Annotated in this window: 11 protein-coding genes and 3 rRNA genes; 5 read left to right on the top strand and 9 right to left on the bottom strand. The window is 59.2% G+C overall.

The window, feature by feature from the left end; all coding sequences use genetic code 11:
• Positions 1-16: 16 nt before the first annotated feature.
• The 3 genes from ACWHVV_RS06455 to ACWHVV_RS06445 all read left to right on the top strand — a co-directional run bounded on the left by ACWHVV_RS06455 (position 17) and on the right by ACWHVV_RS06445 (position 3,249).
• Entirely contained in the window at positions 17-1,429 is a 1,413-nt protein-coding gene (locus tag ACWHVV_RS06455; RefSeq protein WP_447928597.1) for an MATE family efflux transporter, read from the top strand.
• Between the two features lie 8 nt (positions 1,430-1,437).
• Complete coding sequence (locus tag ACWHVV_RS06450; protein WP_447928596.1) at positions 1,438-2,436, top strand: DUF3080 family protein; 999 nt, start codon at positions 1,438-1,440, stop codon at positions 2,434-2,436.
• Positions 2,437-2,544: 108 nt separating this feature from the next.
• Positions 2,545-3,249, top strand: coding sequence for a hypothetical protein (locus tag ACWHVV_RS06445; RefSeq protein ID WP_447928595.1), 705 nt, complete (start codon positions 2,545-2,547; stop codon positions 3,247-3,249).
• 30 nt (positions 3,250-3,279) lie between these two features.
• Here the strand turns inward: ACWHVV_RS06445 and tusA are convergent, their stop codons facing one another.
• Entirely contained in the window at positions 3,280-3,522 is a 243-nt protein-coding gene (gene tusA / locus ACWHVV_RS06440; protein ID WP_447928594.1) for a sulfurtransferase TusA, read from the bottom strand.
• A 27-nt stretch (positions 3,523-3,549) separates the two neighbouring features.
• On the opposite strand from tusA, the gene ACWHVV_RS06435 reads away from it, so the two are divergent.
• Positions 3,550-3,837: an antibiotic biosynthesis monooxygenase family protein gene (locus tag ACWHVV_RS06435; RefSeq protein ID WP_447928593.1), complete on the top strand. Its 288-nt coding sequence runs from the start codon at positions 3,550-3,552 to the stop codon at positions 3,835-3,837.
• A 21-nt stretch (positions 3,838-3,858) separates the two neighbouring features.
• Here ACWHVV_RS06435 and rlmM read toward each other — a convergent pair whose 3' ends face one another.
• From rlmM to ACWHVV_RS06400, 7 genes are all read right to left on the bottom strand, one after another.
• On the bottom strand, positions 3,859-4,926 hold the full coding sequence (rlmM, locus tag ACWHVV_RS06430) for a 23S rRNA (cytidine(2498)-2'-O)-methyltransferase RlmM (protein ID WP_447928592.1): 1,068 nt from the start codon (positions 4,924-4,926) through the stop codon (positions 3,859-3,861).
• A 288-nt stretch (positions 4,927-5,214) separates the two neighbouring features.
• Positions 5,215-5,330: ribosomal RNA gene (gene rrf, locus ACWHVV_RS06425) — 5S ribosomal RNA — on the bottom strand.
• Between the two features lie 106 nt (positions 5,331-5,436).
• Positions 5,437-8,328: ribosomal RNA gene (locus tag ACWHVV_RS06420) — 23S ribosomal RNA — on the bottom strand.
• 289 nt (positions 8,329-8,617) lie between these two features.
• A 16S ribosomal RNA gene (locus ACWHVV_RS06415) occupies positions 8,618-10,150 on the bottom strand.
• Together the 16S, 23S and 5S rRNA genes form the textbook arrangement of a ribosomal RNA operon.
• A 566-nt stretch (positions 10,151-10,716) precedes the next feature.
• Positions 10,717-12,525 (bottom strand): acyl-CoA dehydrogenase C-terminal domain-containing protein, encoded by a 1,809-nt coding sequence (locus tag ACWHVV_RS06410; RefSeq protein WP_447528327.1) that lies wholly within the window; start codon positions 12,523-12,525, stop codon positions 10,717-10,719.
• Between the two features lie 254 nt (positions 12,526-12,779).
• Entirely contained in the window at positions 12,780-13,547 is a 768-nt protein-coding gene (locus ACWHVV_RS06405) for an SDR family NAD(P)-dependent oxidoreductase (RefSeq protein WP_447928591.1), read from the bottom strand.
• 1 nt (position 13,548) lies between these two features.
• Positions 13,549-15,237, bottom strand: a complete 1,689-nt coding sequence (locus ACWHVV_RS06400) for an AMP-binding protein (protein ID WP_447928590.1) — start codon at positions 15,235-15,237, stop codon at positions 13,549-13,551.
• A gap of 287 nt (positions 15,238-15,524) precedes the next feature.
• Between ACWHVV_RS06400 and ACWHVV_RS06395 the strand changes: the two genes are divergently transcribed.
• Positions 15,525-16,712: an acetyl-CoA C-acyltransferase gene (locus tag ACWHVV_RS06395; protein ID WP_447928589.1), complete on the top strand. Its 1,188-nt coding sequence runs from the start codon at positions 15,525-15,527 to the stop codon at positions 16,710-16,712.
• 84 nt (positions 16,713-16,796) lie between these two features.
• Here ACWHVV_RS06395 and pstB read toward each other — a convergent pair whose 3' ends face one another.
• On the bottom strand, positions 16,797-17,606 hold the full coding sequence (pstB, locus tag ACWHVV_RS06390) for a phosphate ABC transporter ATP-binding protein PstB (protein ID WP_447929122.1): 810 nt from the start codon (positions 17,604-17,606) through the stop codon (positions 16,797-16,799).
• Positions 17,607-17,631: the final 25 nt, after the last annotated feature.

Raw genomic sequence — 17,631 nt, 5'->3', positions numbered from 1 at the left:
CTAGAGGAGCCTTATCGTGGGCGCCGCCTTGTATCGTATCAAATCCACCTATTGGCCTGAAACACGCGTGCTGATCGTGCTGGCTCTGCCCATCGTAGGCGCGCAGCTTGCCCAGGCCGCTATTGGCGTCGTCGATACCATGATGACCGGGCGCTTCAGCGCCACCTCGCTTGCCGCCGTTTCGGTCGGCTCGAGCCTCTGGACCCCGCTGATGCTCTTCATGACCGGCACGCTAATGGGGCTGACGCCGATCGTTGCGCACCTGCTGGGCGGCCAGCGCGACGCCGACATTCCCAAGGCCGTGCATCAGGCGCTCTGGGTCGCGCTGGCGCTGGGGCTAGTGGCGGCGTTTTTGCTGCGCACCATCACCCTGCCCATTTTCGAGCGTATGGACGTGCCCACGGATGTCGCCCTCGAGTCCAGCCGCTATTTGGGGGCGGTGGCCTTCGGGATGCCGGGCATCGCCCTCTTTCAGGCGCTTAGGGCCTTCTCGGACGGCATGAACCATACGCGCCCGGCGCTCTGGATTAGCCTGGTGGGGCTTTCGATCAACGTGCCCAGCAACTACGTGCTGATCTATGGTGGCGAGGGCCTGGTGAGCATGTTCGGGCCTTGGCTTCCCGCGCCCATTAGCGGGCTTCCAGCGCTGGGGGCGCTTGGTTGCGGTATCGCCACGGCCCTTTCCATGTGGTGTATGGCACTTTCCATGGCCTACTACACGACGCGCAGTCGTAGTTACCAAAACGTTTCGCTTTGGCAGCGTATCTACCCCCCCGGTTGGCCGGGGATTCGCGAGCTAATCGTGGTCGGCATGCCGATCGGCGTGGCCATTTTCGTCGAAGTGACGCTTTTCACGCTGATTGCCCTGTTTATCGCAAGCCTGGGCGAGGTTACCGTCGGCGCGCACCAGATCGCGCTGAGCTATACGTCGCTGCTGTTCATGCTACCGCTATCGCTGAGCATGGCGCTCACCGTGCGCGTGGGCAATACGCTGGGCCAGGCGCGCCCGGACCATGCCCGCCACGTCGCCTGGAACGGCATTGCGATCAGCGTGATCATCGCCGCCATGAACAGCGCATTTTTATGGGTCACCGCTAAACCGGTCATCGCGCTTTACACGTCCAACCCCGAGATTCAGGCACTGACGCTGACCATCGTGTCGCTGGCGGTCATATTTCAGCTATCGGATTCGCTGCAGGTGAACCTGGCGGGGGCGCTGCGCGGCTACAAGGATACCCGTATCGTGATGGTGATCACCGTGCTCTCTTACTGGATCGTGGGGCTAGGTGGGGGCCATTGGCTGGGCACCCATGGGCTTTTTGCGCTCACCGAACCGCTCGGCGTTCACGGCTACTGGATCGGCCTGATCGCCGGACTCAGCACCGCCGCCCTGCTGCTAGGCTGGCGCTTGAAATGGATCAGTCGTTAAGGGGGAGTATGAAGCGCACTCTAGTGGCCCTGGCAACGGGGCTCTTGACGAGCTTGCTGGCCGGCTGTGGCAGCGCCGATGACCCGGCCTGGGTGGATTACCACCGCACGCTTGCGCGCGCCCTCGACGTTGAACCCATCGAGCGCCGGGACCCGGATAACATTGGCGCGTTCGTGGCCCAGCGCGAGCGGTTGATCGATATTATTGATGTGCGCGAAAGCATGCTCAACGTCTATGCGCTGCGCGAGTGCGATATCACCTCCCTTGTCGCGGCGCGCAACAATCAATTGGGCCGTGTCGCGCCGCCCAGTCAGCACTGGCTTTACGAGCGTGAACTTTGGCAGCGCCTCGAGCGCTGCGCCGGTAACGGGGTCACCGATTCGCTCAGCGAGGCCGACCAGGCCCGTCTGGCAACGCTGAGCGAGCTCAAGACGGCCCAACTCCCCGCCGTCGGCTGGAATGCGCTGTTCGATTCCGACGAGTGGGAGAAAAGCTTCTCCCGCGCGAGCCAGCCATTAGAGCTTCGCGCGCTGCCGGATATGACCCAAGCGTTCGAGGCGCTTGGCTATCTCACGACGATGGTGGAGAACACTTATAGCCTCGAGTGGCAAGCCGACTCCGCCACCCTCGAGAACCATCTAAAAACGCTGCAAGAGCGACCGCTGACCGCCGAGGTGCTTCGCACGCTGCAGCTGGGTAGCCAGCGCCTGACCGAGGCCAACCGCTTGCTGGCCGAAAACTTCGGGAGTAGCCAATGCCTGCCCCCCTGGGATCAGGCCTGGCTGGATCGAGCTTCAAAGGTCAGCCAGCACTGGCTTGGCGCAATCAACAATCTCATCGACGCGCACGATGTAACGCCGCCCCAAGCCGTCGCCGCGTATCAGCAACGCTGGCTCTCGCTCGAAAGCCCCGATGCCCCCTGGCCGCGGTTTCAAATCGCCCGGCTGGAGCACCTGGCCCTGCGCAGCGTTTACCCCGTCTGCTCCTCTGAGTCAGCCGTTGACTAAAAATCGGCTGAGCCCTCTTAAATTAACGCCCAACCTGTGCTATTGGTTTAGTTACGCGGTAGGCAGTGCCTATCAACGTCGTGACCACGCAGCACCAGGAGGGATACTATGGGTACACCCCATTCAACCCACTCTGCCCAGGTCATCGACCTGGAAACCGCGCGCCAACGTCATCAGGCGCGCAAGTGCGTGATCCGTCTCGCCCCGGAGCTTGACGGTCTCGAAATGGTTTACCAGCTCGCTGCGAGTCCCGACACCTTTTACGGCCTGCCTATTCTGGCCTGGGGGCTGCGCGATGACGGCAACGTCGTGGGCCTTGTCCCGTGGATGGACACGCTAAGCGCTTGTAACGAGCTCAATAGCCAGGAAAACGGCCACTTTATCGGCTATCGCGATCCGGAAACCGAAGAGATTTTCGACACGCCGCCGGAGCACAAACATACCGAGCTTACCGCGGCGGCAGAGTACTTCGAGTACGAAGCCTCCAAAGAAGTGGCGCTGATCCAGCAAATCCCCGACACCCTGGGCACTCATGCCCTGTGCATGAACCACCCCGACGCCCCCTGGCACATGAAACCCGTGTACGGCTGGCGTCTATATAGCAATGGAGGCGTAGAGGCGCTGCTTGCCGATGAAGAGCAGGCGCAAATGACGCCGATCATTCTAGGCGACAAGTGCCTTTACGACGCCCACACCCGACATCAAACCGTTTACTTCTTTCAGCGCCATATCGCCAACCGTATTCTCGAAGAGGACCCGGCCACGCTCGAGGCCTTGGCGATGATGGTCGTCCCCGGCGACGAGCCCTATTAAAGGGCGTTCACATGCCTGGCGCCTGGCCGCTCACGCCAGGCGTATAAAGTAGCGATACTCGCCTTCGTGCTCTTGGGAAGTTAGCAGCTCGTGGCCCAAAAACTGGCAGAACTTGGGCACATCTCGGGTGGTCGCGGGATCCGTGGCAATCACCTCAAGGGTTTGTCCCGATTCCATATCCCTTACCTTGTTATGCATAAGCATAATGGGCTCGGGGCAGTAGAGGCCTGTAGTATCCAGGGTAGCGTCAAACGCTGGCGTGGTATCGGTCATTTCTGGTCTCGGCAAGGAAGTAGGCACATGGTTAAAGTTATCATCGAACGACGCATCATGCCCGGCCTGGAGGAGGAGTACGAGCAGGCCGCCCGCCAAGCGATGCGCGTCTCGCTCGGCGTACGCGGCTTCGTCGGTGGCGAAACCCTCGTTAAAATCGGCCAACCGGACCGCCGCTTGATGATCACCAAATGGCGGGATCTACGTGCCTGGAACGAGTGGCATCAAAGCGAAGCGCGGGCAGACGCCATGGCGCGTATTTTACCCCTTCTTACCGAGGATGAAACCGTGCAGATTTTCGAGTTGGTTTCCTGATTTCGGCCCGGTTCAAAGGCGTCAGGATAAAAGCCTTACGTGTACCGTGACTTCCTCCCGGTCGTGATAAAGATGGCGACAGCGAATCTGCGCGCGTACGCCGGCTTTTGCAAGCGACTCCTCCAGCCTGCTCAGACAGCGTACCACTTCATCCCAGCGCTTTTTCATGGGCAGCTTGAGGTTGAAAATTGCCTCACGGCACCACTTCTGCGTCAGCCAGCGCTCGACCATGGTCAGCACGCGAACCGGCTTGTCGACGATATCGCACACCAGCCAGTCCAGCCGCCTCTCCGGCGCCCAGATAAAGCCATCCTCTTTCAAGTGGTCGACCTGGCCGCTTTGCATCAACGCCTTGTCCATCGGGCCGTTATCGATCGCGTATACGTACATGCCCCGCTGCACTAGCTGCCAGGTCCAGCCGCCCGGAGCCGCGCCCAGGTCGGCGGCCTGCATGTGCTCGGCCAGGCGCTCATCCCACTCCTCCCGGGGTATGAACTCGTGCCAGGCCTCTTCGAGCTTGAGCGTCGAGCGGCTCGGCGCCCGCGACGGAGAGCGCAACCTTCTAATACCGTTTTTGAGCTCGCTGCGATTGCCTGGAAAGCTGATACCGAGCTGCGCTCGGCCACCGTCGGTCCAGAAAATATGCAGTCGCCGACCACCGGCCTTACGCCGCAGCGCGCCGCGTTTTTTCAAAAGGCTTTCCAACGGCTTGGTCAACGCCTTGATCAGCCCGGCCAGCGCCTTGCCGTCATTGGTATCCGGCGTTTCGTGCCAGATCTCCTCGAAGCTCCAGCGGCTTAGCTTGACCTGCTCGAGAATCGGGGTAAGCCGGTCGTCTTTTGAAAGCGTCAGCGGTGGCAACGCGGCCAGGCTTTGGCGCGCGAAAATGAGCTTTTCAAAGTGGGCCTCACGATGCAGCGCATTGACCGGCTCTTCGTCAATACGCGTCAGACTCACCCACCCCTCCCCCAGCGTTGGCGTACAGGCAACGCCACTCTGAGCGGCGTGATACTGCAACTCCGCCAGCGCGTCGGGCTCAAAGCCTGGGCGGCAGTACACCAGCCACGTTGTGGGCGCTATTTCACTCACGGTTACTCCATTTAACGGTCGCGTCATCGTGCGCGCATCATATCATTTATCGTCCCAAACGGCGCCCGTGCCGGCACGGGCGCCGAAACGGATGTCGGGCACGTTGCCGGGAGCGCGAAGACTCCGATGCCCCTGGTGTGCCCCCGTTTTTGTAGGAGCAGGCTTCAGCCCGCGATGCGGCGCACCGCGCCGCCGGGGTGGCGGCGGGCATTATTCGAGCCGTTTTCCTTTTCCTGCACGCATAAAAAAGCCCCGAACACAGAGTGCTCGGGGCTTTTTCGAAGAGGTGCCTGACGATAACCTACTCTCGCATGGGGAGACCCCACACTACCATCGGCGCGTTGCGGTTTCACTTCCGAGTTCGGCAAGGGATCGGGTGGTTCACGCAAGCCATGGTCGTCAGGCGTAACTTTCAATGTATATCGGCTGACTGTCTTGTGATCGTCTCAATGTATCCGGTGCTCTGTCGAGCGTCGTTGTCACTGCAGGACCAGACCCCTTGGGTGTTATAGGGTCAAGCCTCACGGGCCATTAGTACACGTTAGCTCAACGCCTTGCAGCGCGTCCACACCGTGCCTATCAACCAGCTGGTCTCGCTGGGCCCTTCAGGAGGCTCGAGGCCTCGGGGATGTCTCATCTTGAAGGGGGCTTCCCGCTTAGATGCTTTCAGCGGTTATCCCGTCCGCACATAGCTACCCGGCAATGCCACTGGCGTGACAACCGGAACACCAGAGGTGCGTCCACTCCGGTCCTCTCGTACTAGGAGCAGCCCTTCTCAAACATCCAACGCCCACGGCAGATAGGGACCGAACTGTCTCACGACGTTCTAAACCCAGCTCGCGTACCACTTTAAATGGCGAACAGCCATACCCTTGGGACCGACTTCAGCCCCAGGATGTGATGAGCCGACATCGAGGTGCCAAACACCGCCGTCGATGTGAACTCTTGGGCGGTATCAGCCTGTTATCCCCGGAGTACCTTTTATCCGTTGAGCGATGGCCCTTCCATACAGAACCACCGGATCACTAGAACCTGCTTTCGCACCTGCTCGACGTGTCTGTCTCGCAGTCAAGCACCCTTATGCTCTTGCACTCATTGCACGATGTCCGACCGTGCTGAGGGTACCTTCGTGCTCCTCCGTTACTCTTTGGGAGGAGACCGCCCCAGTCAAACTACCCACCACACACTGTCCTCGATCCGGATAACGGACCCGAGTGAGAACACCAATGATGCCAGGCTGGTATTTCAAGGTTGGCTCCCTCCGAACTGGCGTCCGGAGTTCAAAGCCTCCCAGCTATCCTACACAGGCAACATCAGTATCCAGTGTGAAGCTATAGTAAAGGTTCACGGGGTCTTTCCGTCTAGCCGCGGGTACACCGCATCTTCACGGCGATTTCAATTTCACTGAGTCTCGGGTGGAGACAGCGTGGCCATCATTACGCCATTCGTGCAGGTCGGAACTTACCCGACAAGGAATTTCGCTACCTTAGGACCGTTATAGTTACGGCCGCCGTTTACCGGGGCTTCGATCAAGAGCTTCGCCCAGAGGGCTAACACCATCACTTAACCTTCCGGCACCGGGCAGGCGTCACACCCTATACGTCCGCTTGCGCGTTAGCAGAGTGCTGTGTTTTTACTAAACAGTTGCAGCCACCTGGTATCTTCGACCGGTTCGGGCTAAAGGAGCAAGTCCTCTCACCCTAATCCGGCGTGCCTTCTCCCGAAGTTACGGCACCATTTTGCCTAGTTCCTTCACCCGAGTTCTCTCAAGCGCCTTGGGATTCTCACCCTGACCACCTGTGTCGGTTTGGGGTACGGTCGCATGTCATCTGAAGCTTAGAGGCTTTTCCTGGAAGCGTGGCATCAGTGACTTCCGGACCTTGGTCCGTTCGTCTCGCGTCTCGGCTTTAAAGGGTCCCGGATTTACCTGAGACCCAGGCCTACTCGCTTTCACCAGGACAACCAACGCCTGGCTCACCTAGCCTTCTCCGTCCCCCCATCGCAATGACATCCGGTACGGGAATATTAGCCCGTTTCCCATCGACTACGCCTTTCGGCCTCGCCTTAGGGGCCGACTCACTCTGCTCTGATTAGCATCGAACAGAAAACCTTGGTCTTCCGGCGGGGGAGTTTTTCACTCCCCTTATCGTTACTCATGTCAGCATTCGCACTCGTGATACCTCCAGCAGACCTCTCGATCCACCTTCATCGGCTTACACGACGCTCCTCTACCGCTCATCCAGAGGATGAACCCGTAGCTTCGGTACCTGGTTTGAGCCCCGTTACATCTTCCGCGCAGGCCGACTCGACTAGTGAGCTATTACGCTTTCTTTAAAGGATGGCTGCTTCTAAGCCAACCTCCTAGCTGTCTGAGCCTTCCCACATCGTTTCCCACTTAACCAGGATTTGGGGACCTTAGCTGACGGTCCGGGTTGTTGCCCTTTTCACGACGGACGTTAGCACCCGCCGTGTGTCTCCCACGCTGCACTCACCGGTATTCGGAGTTTGCCTCGGGTTGGTAAGCCGGGATGGCCCCCTAGCCGAAACAGTGCTCTACCCCCGGTGGTGATACGTGAGGCGCTACCTAAATAGCTTTCGAGGAGAACCAGCTATCTCCGGGCTTGATTAGCCTTTCACTCCGATCCACAAGTCATCCAAATCTTTTTCAACAGATCCTGGTTCGGGCCTCCAGTTGATGTTACTCAACCTTCACCCTGCTCATGGATAGATCGCCCGGTTTCGGGTCTATATCCAGCGACTGGTCGCCCAGTTAAGACTCGCTTTCGCTACGCCTCCCCTATCGGTTAAGCTCGCCACTGAATATAAGTCGCTGACCCATTATACAAAAGGTACGCAGTCACCCAACAAGTGGGCTCCTACTGCTTGTACGCACACGGTTTCAGGATCTATTTCACTCCCCTCGCCGGGGTTCTTTTCGCCTTTCCCTCACGGTACTGGTTCACTATCGGTCAGTCAGGAGTATTTAGCCTTGGAGGATGGTCCCCCCGTCTTCAATCAGGGTTTCTCGTGCCCCGACCTACTCGATTTCACATGATCAGACTTTCGACTACGGGGCTATCACCCGCTACGGCCGGACTTCCCAATCCGTTCGTCTAGCCATTCACATGCTTAAGGGCTGGTCCCCGTTCGCTCGCCGCTACTGGGGGAATCTCGGTTGATTTCTTTTCCTCGGGGTACTTAGATGTTTCAGTTCCCCCGGTTCGCCTCGTATCCCTATGTATTCAGGATACGATACTGACCTTGTGGTCAGTGGGTTTCCCCATTCAGAGATGTCCGGGTCACAGGTTGTTTGCCACCTCACCGAACCTTATCGCAGGCTACAACGTCTTTCATCGCCTCTGACTGCCTAGGCATCCACCGTGTGCGCTTCATTGCTTGACCCTATAACCCGAAGGAGTCTGGATCCCGCAATGACAACGATTGCCGGATACGCTTGAAACGTATCACAAAACAATTGCGTATCGAGATCACGCCACGAACACGCAAGCCCGGGGGCTTTTGTCTTCGTATCGTCATTCGATACTGTCAGCATGATATACATTGTTAAAGAGCGACTGCCATAAGCAGTGATAAGGCATCGCCGAAGGCGATTGACTTATCACTGCTCATTTAGCAGCTACTTGATCAGGTAATTCATTGTGAGCGCTTGCCGGGAGAGTGACGCATCGTTTAAGGAGGTGATCCAGCCGCAGGTTCCCCTACGGCTACCTTGTTACGACTTCACCCCAGTCATGAACCACACCGTGGTGATCGCCCTCCAAAGTTAGGCTAACCACTTCTGGTGCAGTCCACTCCCATGGTGTGACGGGCGGTGTGTACAAGGCCCGGGAACGTATTCACCGTGGCATTCTGATCCACGATTACTAGCGATTCCGACTTCACGGAGTCGAGTTGCAGACTCCGATCCGGACTGAGACCGGCTTTCTGGGATTCGCTTACTCTCGCGAGTTCGCAGCCCTTTGTACCGGCCATTGTAGCACGTGTGTAGCCCTACCCGTAAGGGCCATGATGACTTGACGTCGTCCCCACCTTCCTCCGGTTTGTCACCGGCAGTCTCCCTAGAGTTCCCACCATTACGTGCTGGCAAATAGGGACAAGGGTTGCGCTCGTTACGGGACTTAACCCAACATTTCACAACACGAGCTGACGACAGCCATGCAGCACCTGTCTCTGCGTTCCCGAAGGCACCCCGGAATCTCTTCCGGGTTCGCAGGATGTCAAGGGTAGGTAAGGTTCTTCGCGTTGCATCGAATTAAACCACATGCTCCACCGCTTGTGCGGGCCCCCGTCAATTCATTTGAGTTTTAACCTTGCGGCCGTACTCCCCAGGCGGTCGACTTATCGCGTTAACTTCGCCACAAAGTGCACAAGGCACCCAACGGCTGGTCGACATCGTTTACGGCGTGGACTACCAGGGTATCTAATCCTGTTTGCTACCCACGCTTTCGCACCTCAGTGTCAGTGTCAGTCCAGAAGGCCGCCTTCGCCACTGGTATTCCTCCCGATCTCTACGCATTTCACCGCTACACCGGGAATTCCACCTTCCTCTCCTGCACTCTAGCGTGACAGTTCCGGATGCCGTTCCCAGGTTGAGCCCGGGGCTTTCACAACCGGCTTGTCATGCCACCTACGCGCGCTTTACGCCCAGTAATTCCGATTAACGCTTGCACCCTCCGTATTACCGCGGCTGCTGGCACGGAGTTAGCCGGTGCTTCTTCTGCGAGTGATGTCTTTCCTGGCGGGTATTAACCGCCAGGCGTTCTTCCTCGCTGAAAGTGCTTTACAACCCGAAAGCCTTCTTCACACACGCGGCATGGCTGGATCAGGCTTGCGCCCATTGTCCAATATTCCCCACTGCTGCCTCCCGTAGGAGTTCGGGCCGTGTCTCAGTCCCGATGTGGCTGATCATCCTCTCAGACCAGCTACGGATCGTTGCCTTGGTGAGCCGTTACCTCACCAACCAGCTAATCCGACATAGGCTCATCCGATAGCGGGAGCCGGAGCCCCCTTTCTCCCGTAGGACGTATGCGGTATTAGCCTGGGTTTCCCCAAGTTATCCCCCACTACCGGGTAGATTCCTATGCATTACTCACCCGTCCGCCGCTCGTCAGCGTCCAGCAAGCTGGACCTGTTACCGCTCGACTTGCATGTGTTAAGCCTGCCGCCAGCGTTCAATCTGAGCCATGATCAAACTCTTCAGTTTAAAATCATTGTGATTCTTGCCTGTCGCTCGAAAGCAACAGAGGCGAATCAATCCTGGCTCAAGGTTCAAACGAATTTGAAGAATTCGAAAATTCTTCTTGTGCGCTTGCCTTGATATAAGGTGACTTGTCACCCTCATCGGCAAACGCCCACATGAATTACCTGATCAAATTGTTAAAGAGCGGTTTCGCTTCGACTGATACTTGACTCGATGACCTGAGCCGGTTGCCGTAGCGAGGAAGGCGTATTCTACGCATTTCCTGAAGTTTGTCAACCGCCGATTTTGGCGAGTGAAGCGAGCGAACAAAAAAACCGCTAACTTCCTGACAAACCGAGAGTTTTCACTCTCATTCACCGCTGGCAACGCCTTGCGTCCCCGGCAGCGGATGCGTACTTTACGGCCTCGAAGGCTCGAGTGCAAGCGCTTTTTGAAGAAAGGCGCAGCTTTAACTGAAAGCCACAAACGACACCTTTAAATCAAAAGCGCCGGGGCGATAAAACGCCCCGGCACGACAAGCTTTAAACGCCCTACCCTGCCTTCTCACTACACTTATCAAGTGGCTTTAATTAGATCTCGAATCCGAGCCCAAAATCCTCACTCGAAATAGCCATCAGACTAGAAGCGCCGGACTGGATAGCCTGAGCGTGGGCGCGGGTACGCGGCAAAAGCCGCTGATAGTAAAAATGTGCGGTGTTGATCTTGGCCTGATAGAAAGCCTTGTCGTCTCCCTCGAGGTGGGGGGTCGCGCTCTTCACCGCCCGGGCGAAGAGATAGGCGAGTGCGACATAGCCCGAGTACATCAAATAATCCACGCTGGCGGCGCCCACCTCTTCACGGTCCTGCATCGCCTTCATGCCTACGCCCATGGTGAGCTCTCCCCACTCGGCGTTGAGTTTGGCAAGCGGCTCGATAAAGGCACCGAGCACGGGGTTATCGGCCTCGGTCTTGCAGAATTTGTGGATTTCTTTAGTAAACACCTTCAGCGACTCGCCCTGGCTCATCAACACCTTGCGACCCAAAAGGTCCAGCGCCTGGATACCGGTGGTGCCTTCATAGAGGCGCGTGATCCGCGCATCGCGCACCAACTGCTCCATTCCCCACTCTTTGATGAAGCCGTGGCCACCATAAATCTGCACGCCTTCGTTGGTGCTCTCAAAACCGACCTCGGTCAAAAACGCTTTAACGATCGGTGTCAAAAGACCCAGCAGCGTATCGGCGCGCTCGCGCTCTTCACCGGGTTTGCCGTGCTCGACGGTATCCAGCAACTGAGCGGCGTAAAGCACCAGCATCCGCCCGCCTTCGGCGAACGCCTTTTGGGTCAACAGCATACGGCGCACGTCCGGGTGCACGATAATCGGGTCGGCGGGTTTCTCCGGCGCTTGCTTGCCGGAAAGCCCGCGCATTTGCAGGCGGTCGCGAGCGTAGGTCAGCGAATTTTGAAAGCTCGCCTCGATCAGCCCGAGCCCCTGGATACCCACGCCCAGGCGCGCGGCGTTCATCATGGTGAACATGCACGCCAGGCCCTTGTTGGGCGGCCCGACCAGATAGCCGGTGGCACCGTCGAAGTTCATGACGCAAGTAGCGTTGCCGTGGATGCCCATCTTGTGTTCGAGGGAGCCGCATACCACGCCGTTGCGCTCGCCGGGGTTGCCGTCGGCGTCGGGCATGAACTTGGGCACGACGAACAGCGAAATACCTTTCGAGCCTTCCGGGGCGTCCGGAAGCTTTGCCAGCACCAGGTGAACGATGTTTTCGGCCAGGTCATGCTCGCCGGCAGAGATAAAGATCTTGGTGCCCGTAATGGTATAGGCGTTGTCTTCAGTGGGCACGGCGCGGGTCTTGATAAGGCCAAGATCGGTGCCGCAGTGGGATTCGGTCAGGCACATGGTGCCGGTCCAAACACCTTCCACCAGCTTGGTGAGGTAGGTCGCCTTTTGCTCATCGGTGCCGTGGTGGCGCAGCGCGTCGGCGGCGCCGTGGGAAAGCCCCGGATACATGCCCCAGGCCAGGTTGCTGGCACAGATCATTTCCGACAGCGCCATCGCAATCGACTGCGGAAGCCCTTGGCCGCCATGCTCGGGTTCGGCGGCAAGGCTTGGCCAGCCACCCTCGACGTAGTGCTGATACGCCTCCTTGAAACCCTTGGGCGCTTTGACATCGCCGTTATCGAGGCGCTGGCAGCCTTCGCTGTCGCCACTTTGATTGAGCGGCAGCAACACCTCGCGCGCGAAACGCCCGCCCTCTTCGAGAATGGCGCTCACCACGTCCGGCGAGGCGTCGTCGCCTTTGCCGATCGCGGCGTAGTGGGCAGGGTAATCGAGCATTTCGTCCATCACGAAACGCAAATCACGCAGGGGCGCTTGATAACTAGGCATTGCAGGTCTCCTCAACCGGGACTGAAAGCCCGCTCACAAGCACGGCTTTCAAACAGTCGTTTGAAATTAGCGCGGCCATGCGAGCGAGTCAAGCACAGCTTGAACCAGGCGCTGGCAACAAGGCTATCCTTTAGTCGAACAGAGGCTCAAAGCGGGCAAAATGGTCCAGGGTGGAGCACGCAAAAAGCCCGCGGAGAGATATCCGCGGACAGCAAGCGAGAGGCATCGGCGCCCCCGGACCCGTAAAGCGTTGCTCACTGCATACGAATACCACCATCCAGACGAATCACCTCGCCGTTAAGCATCGGGTTGGTAATGATCTGCTCGGCCAGCAGGGCAAACTCGGCGGCCCGGCCCAACCGCTTGGGAAACGGTACGGTGGCCACCAATGCGTCGTGAGCCTGGGTGGGGATCTCGCTCATCATCGGCGTCTCGAAGACCCCCGGGGCGATGGCCATGACGCGAATGGCGTGGCGCGAAAGTTCCCGGGCGGCGGGCAGGCTCATGCCGACCACACCGGCCTTGGAGGCGCTATAGGCACACTGCCCTACCTGGCCATCGAAGGCGGCAACGGAGGCGGTATTGATGATGACGCCGCGCTCGCCGCTATCAAAGGGAGCGTTTTTTGCCATGGCCGCGGCGGCCAGGCGCATGACGTTAAAGGTGCCAATCAGGTTGATCTGAACGGTTTTGGCGTAGGCGTCGAGATCCGCCGGAACGCCCTCCCGGTCCACCAGTTTGGCCACGCTAACCACCCCCGCGCAGTGAACGACCCCGGCAAGGCCTGGCTCACCGCCCATTGCAACGGCGGCTTCCATGACCTCGCCCATTTGCTCACTCGAGGTGATGTCGGCCGTCATGGCGCTGGCACACTCACCAAGGGCTTTGGCCTGATCGAAAACGCGTTCGCTCACATCGCAAAGCACCACCCGGGCACCAAGGCCTGCCAGCCGCTCGGCCGTCGCCGCACCCAGCCCTGAGGCGGCCCCGGTAATTAAAAACGTGCGCTCTTTTATCTCCACATCAGTGTCCTGTCTTCATGTTGTTTGAATCACCGGGCGCCGGGGTGGGCGTCTCGGCGCGCAGTTTGAAGCGCTGAATTTTACCGCTGGGCGTTTTGGGTAACTCGTCGACAAAAGCAATTTCGCGCGGAAAGGCGTGGGTCGAGAGCCGCTCGCGTACCAGGCTTTTAATGTCCTCGGCCAAGGCATCGCTTGGCTCGAAGCCTTCGCGCAGCACCACGAACGCCTTGATGATCTCGCCGCGGATTTCATCGAACTTGCCCACTGCTGCGCACTCGGCCACGCCCGTGTGAATCATCACGCTGTTCTCGACATCGGTGGGCCCCACCCGATAGCCCGCGGTGGTAATGATGTCGTCATCGCGGCCGGCGAACTGGAAGGTGCCGTCTTCGTTTCGAACCACCACGTCGCCGGTCAGGTAGTAGCCGTTAACGAACGGATCCTTTTCCTGCCAGGTGTAGCCTGAAAAGAAATGGACCGGTGAGTTCGCGATGTCCACCGCGAGCACGCCGGGTTCACCCGCAGGCAGCTCGTTGTACTCGGCATCGAGAATGGCCAGGCGGTATCCCGGCAGCGGCACGCCCATCCCGCCCACGTGTTTGGGATGATCGAGCGCGTGGTGGCAGTTGCAGGTCATGCCGGTTTCGGTCTGGCCGTAGTGGTCCATCACCGCGCAGCCGAGGGATTTTTCCACCCAGTTGACGACCTCGATATTGAGCGGCTCCCCGGCGGAACTTGCCGCGCGTAGACCGAGCGTTTGGTGAGCATCGTCGAAAAGCCCGGAGGCTTTCATGAGCCGGTAGGCAGTCGGCGCGGCGGCAAAATTGTCGATCTCGTGGCGCTTCATGAACGCAAGTGCGCCTTCGGCGCTAAACCCGGCTTCGCAAAAGTGCGTGGTGGCGCCCAACAGCAGCGGCCCGGTGATCGCATAGTAAAGACCGTAGGCCCAGCCCGGGTCGGCCATGTTCCAGAACCGGTCTTCGCGCTTGAGATCGACGGCAAGCTCCATATAGAGGGCGAATGCCGTCATTGCCTTGAGCGGTATCGCCACACCCTTGGGCTTGCCGACGGTGTCCGAGGTAAACATCTGCAAAAACGGCGCGCTCGGGTCGAGGCGCGGCGGCTCGCTCGTTATCGGCGTATGCGCGAGCGCGGCCTGCCAGTCGAAATCACTGGCGTGCCGGTCGCTCGGCCCGCCGACGGCCAGCACCGGCGGACAGTGACGCCCCCCTTCAAATTTGTGCCGATTGGCGTGATCGGTAATCACCAGCCTTGAATCGGCACGCGTCAGCCGGTAATCCACCGCGTCCGACCCGAAGGCGGTAAAAAGCGGCTGATACACCGCGCCGATGCGCCAGGTCGCCAACACCGCCACCAGCAGTGCCGCCGAGCGCGGCAGCATACAAGCGATACGATCCCCCACTTGAAACCCTTGCTCGTTCAGCCAACCGGCAAGACGCGCACTTTGCGCGTCGAGCTCGCGGTAGGTGAGCGTATGAATCTCTGCGTGAGTATCTTCGTGTACCAGAGCAAGCGACTCACCTCGGCCGTCGCGCAGGTGGCGCGCGCAGCACACGTCAAAAGCGTTGAGCTTACCGTCCTGGTGGGTGTCCAGGCGTGCGGCCGTATCATCTGGCGAAAAGCCCTCGAGATAACCGGCGTAGGTAGGGAGCGAGGAAGAAACCGTCATGATGGCTCTCTTTTGTTATTGGCATGAGCATTTTGGGCAGACCCGCACCTGTACGGCGAGCACAGGTTGACGTTAACGGAAACCTGCCTTGAACCAACGCTAAGAGTATTTGCCGACCGGTGCAAGCGCACTTGCGTCTAAATCGCTACGACGTTGGTCGGGTGGGCAATGAAACTGGGGCTTCCGTGCACGTCAACTTGTTGCGGCACGCGTTAGCATTCATTACATTCATGCTAGTCATGCAAGTGCTGATCCAATAACCACAACGAGATCACCAGGAGTTGTTCATGAGTAGCGCCACCGACGTTGTCTTTTTATCCGCCACCCGGACGCCCATGGGCGCCATGTCCGGCAGCCTTGCGAGCATGAGTGCCCCGGCGCTTGCCGCCGTTGCCATTCGCGCGGCTATCGAGCGCGCCGGGCTCAGCCCGGATACCATCGAGGAAGGCATACTTGGCTGCGTGCTCCCCGCCGGGGTCAAACAGGGCCCGGCCCGCCAGGCGATGCGCCAGGCAGGCATTCCCGATTCGATAGGCGCCACCACCATCAACAAGCTTTGCGGCTCGGGCATGAAGGCGGCGATGTTCTCTCATGATCTCATCAAGGCGGGCACCGCAGAGGTGATGCTGGCCGGCGGGATGGAATCGATGTCCAACGCCCCGCACCTACTCACCAAAGCGCGCAGCGGCTACCGGCTGGGCCACGGCGAGCTCAAGGACCACATGTTTTACGATGGTCTCGAGGATGCAGAAACCGGGAAGCTGATGGGCGTGTTCGCCCAGGAGGTCGCCTCTGAACGCGGCTACACTCGCGAGCGCCTGGACGACTTCGCGATCGCCTCGCTGGAGCGGGCTATGAAGGCTAACGAGGACGGCTCGCTGAGCGCCGAAATGGCGCCGGTGGCAGTCACCACCCGCCAGGGCGAAAGCATGGTCGATCAGGACGAGCAGCCCTTCCAGGCCAACCTGGAAAAGATCAGAACGCTGCGCCCCGCCTTTGCCAAGGACGGTACCATCACCGCGGCGAACGCCAGTTCCATTTCTGACGGTGCCTCGGCGCTGATCATGTCGAGCCAGCAAGCGGCTTCAAGGCTCGGCGTCACGCCACTGGCCCGCATGCTCGGCCACGCCACCCACTCGCGCCACCCCAGCGAATTCACCATTGCCCCGGTCGGCGCCATCGAAAAACTGCTAAAAAAGGTCGGCTGGGGTGTCGGTGACGTGGATCTTTTCGAGATCAACGAAGCCTTCGCGGTGGTCACGCTGATGGCGATCGACGATTTGGGGCTGGATCACGGTAAGGTCAATATCTTCGGCGGCGCCTGCGCCCAGGGCCACCCGGTGGGCTCGACGGGCTCGCGCATCATCGCCACACTCATCCACGCCCTGCGCACCACCGGCGGCAAGCGCGGCGTGGCGAGCCTGTGTATCGGCGGCGGCGAAGCCACGGCGGTGGCGGTAGAGCTCATCGACTAACCTCGGCCCATGCAAAAAGGCACGTGCTGTTAAACACGTGCCTTTTTATGTAGCGACCCCCTTTAAGGGCTTACCCGGTTTTCGTTAGCCGAAGCGCCCGGTGATGTAGTCGTGGGTGCGCTGGTCCTGGGGGTTGGTGAAGATGTTGTCGGTGGTATCGACCTCGGCCAAATCGCCCATGTGGAAAAACGCCGTGCGGTCGGCCACGCGGGCGGCCTGCTGCATGTTGTGGGTTACCATCACGATGGTGTAGCTCTCGCTGAGTTCGTCGATGAGCTGCTCCACCTTGGCGGTCGCAATCGGGTCCAACGCCGAGCAGGGCTCGTCCATCAAAATGACGTCCGGGCTGACCGCCACGGTACGGGCGATGCACAAACGCTGCTGCTGGCCGCCGGAAAGGCCGGTACCGGGCTTATCCAAACGGTCCTTGACCTCGTCCCAAAGCCCCGCCCGGCGTAGGCTGTTTTCCACGATATCGTCGAGCTCGGCCTTGCGACTGGCAAGCCCGTGCAAGCGCGGCCCATAAGCGATGTTTTCGTAGATCGACTTGGGAAACGGGTTGGGCTTTTGAAAGACGATACCGACCTGGGCGCGCAGCAGTACCACGTCGCGCTCCGGGGCGTAGATATCCTTGTCATCCAGGGTGATTTTGCCCTCGACCCGGCAAATATCGATGGTGTCGTTCATGCGGTTCAAGCAGCGCAGAAACGTCGATTTACCGCAGCCCGAAGGGCCAATGAACGCCAGCACTTCGTTCTCGTAAATATCCAGGTCGATACCGTTGATCGCTTGGGCGTCGCCGTAAAAGACATTGACGCCCTCTGCCTTGAACTTCACTTTGTCCGTGGCCTTGCTGACGCGGTTTTCGCCGCTACCTACGCTGACATTGCTGATAGGGGCTTGCTTTGGGGAGTGCGTA

It is taken from the genome of Vreelandella sp. EE27, assembly GCF_968206495.1.
The sequence above is the reverse complement of the archived record's forward strand: the minus strand, read 5'-3'. Positions and strand labels throughout refer to the sequence as shown.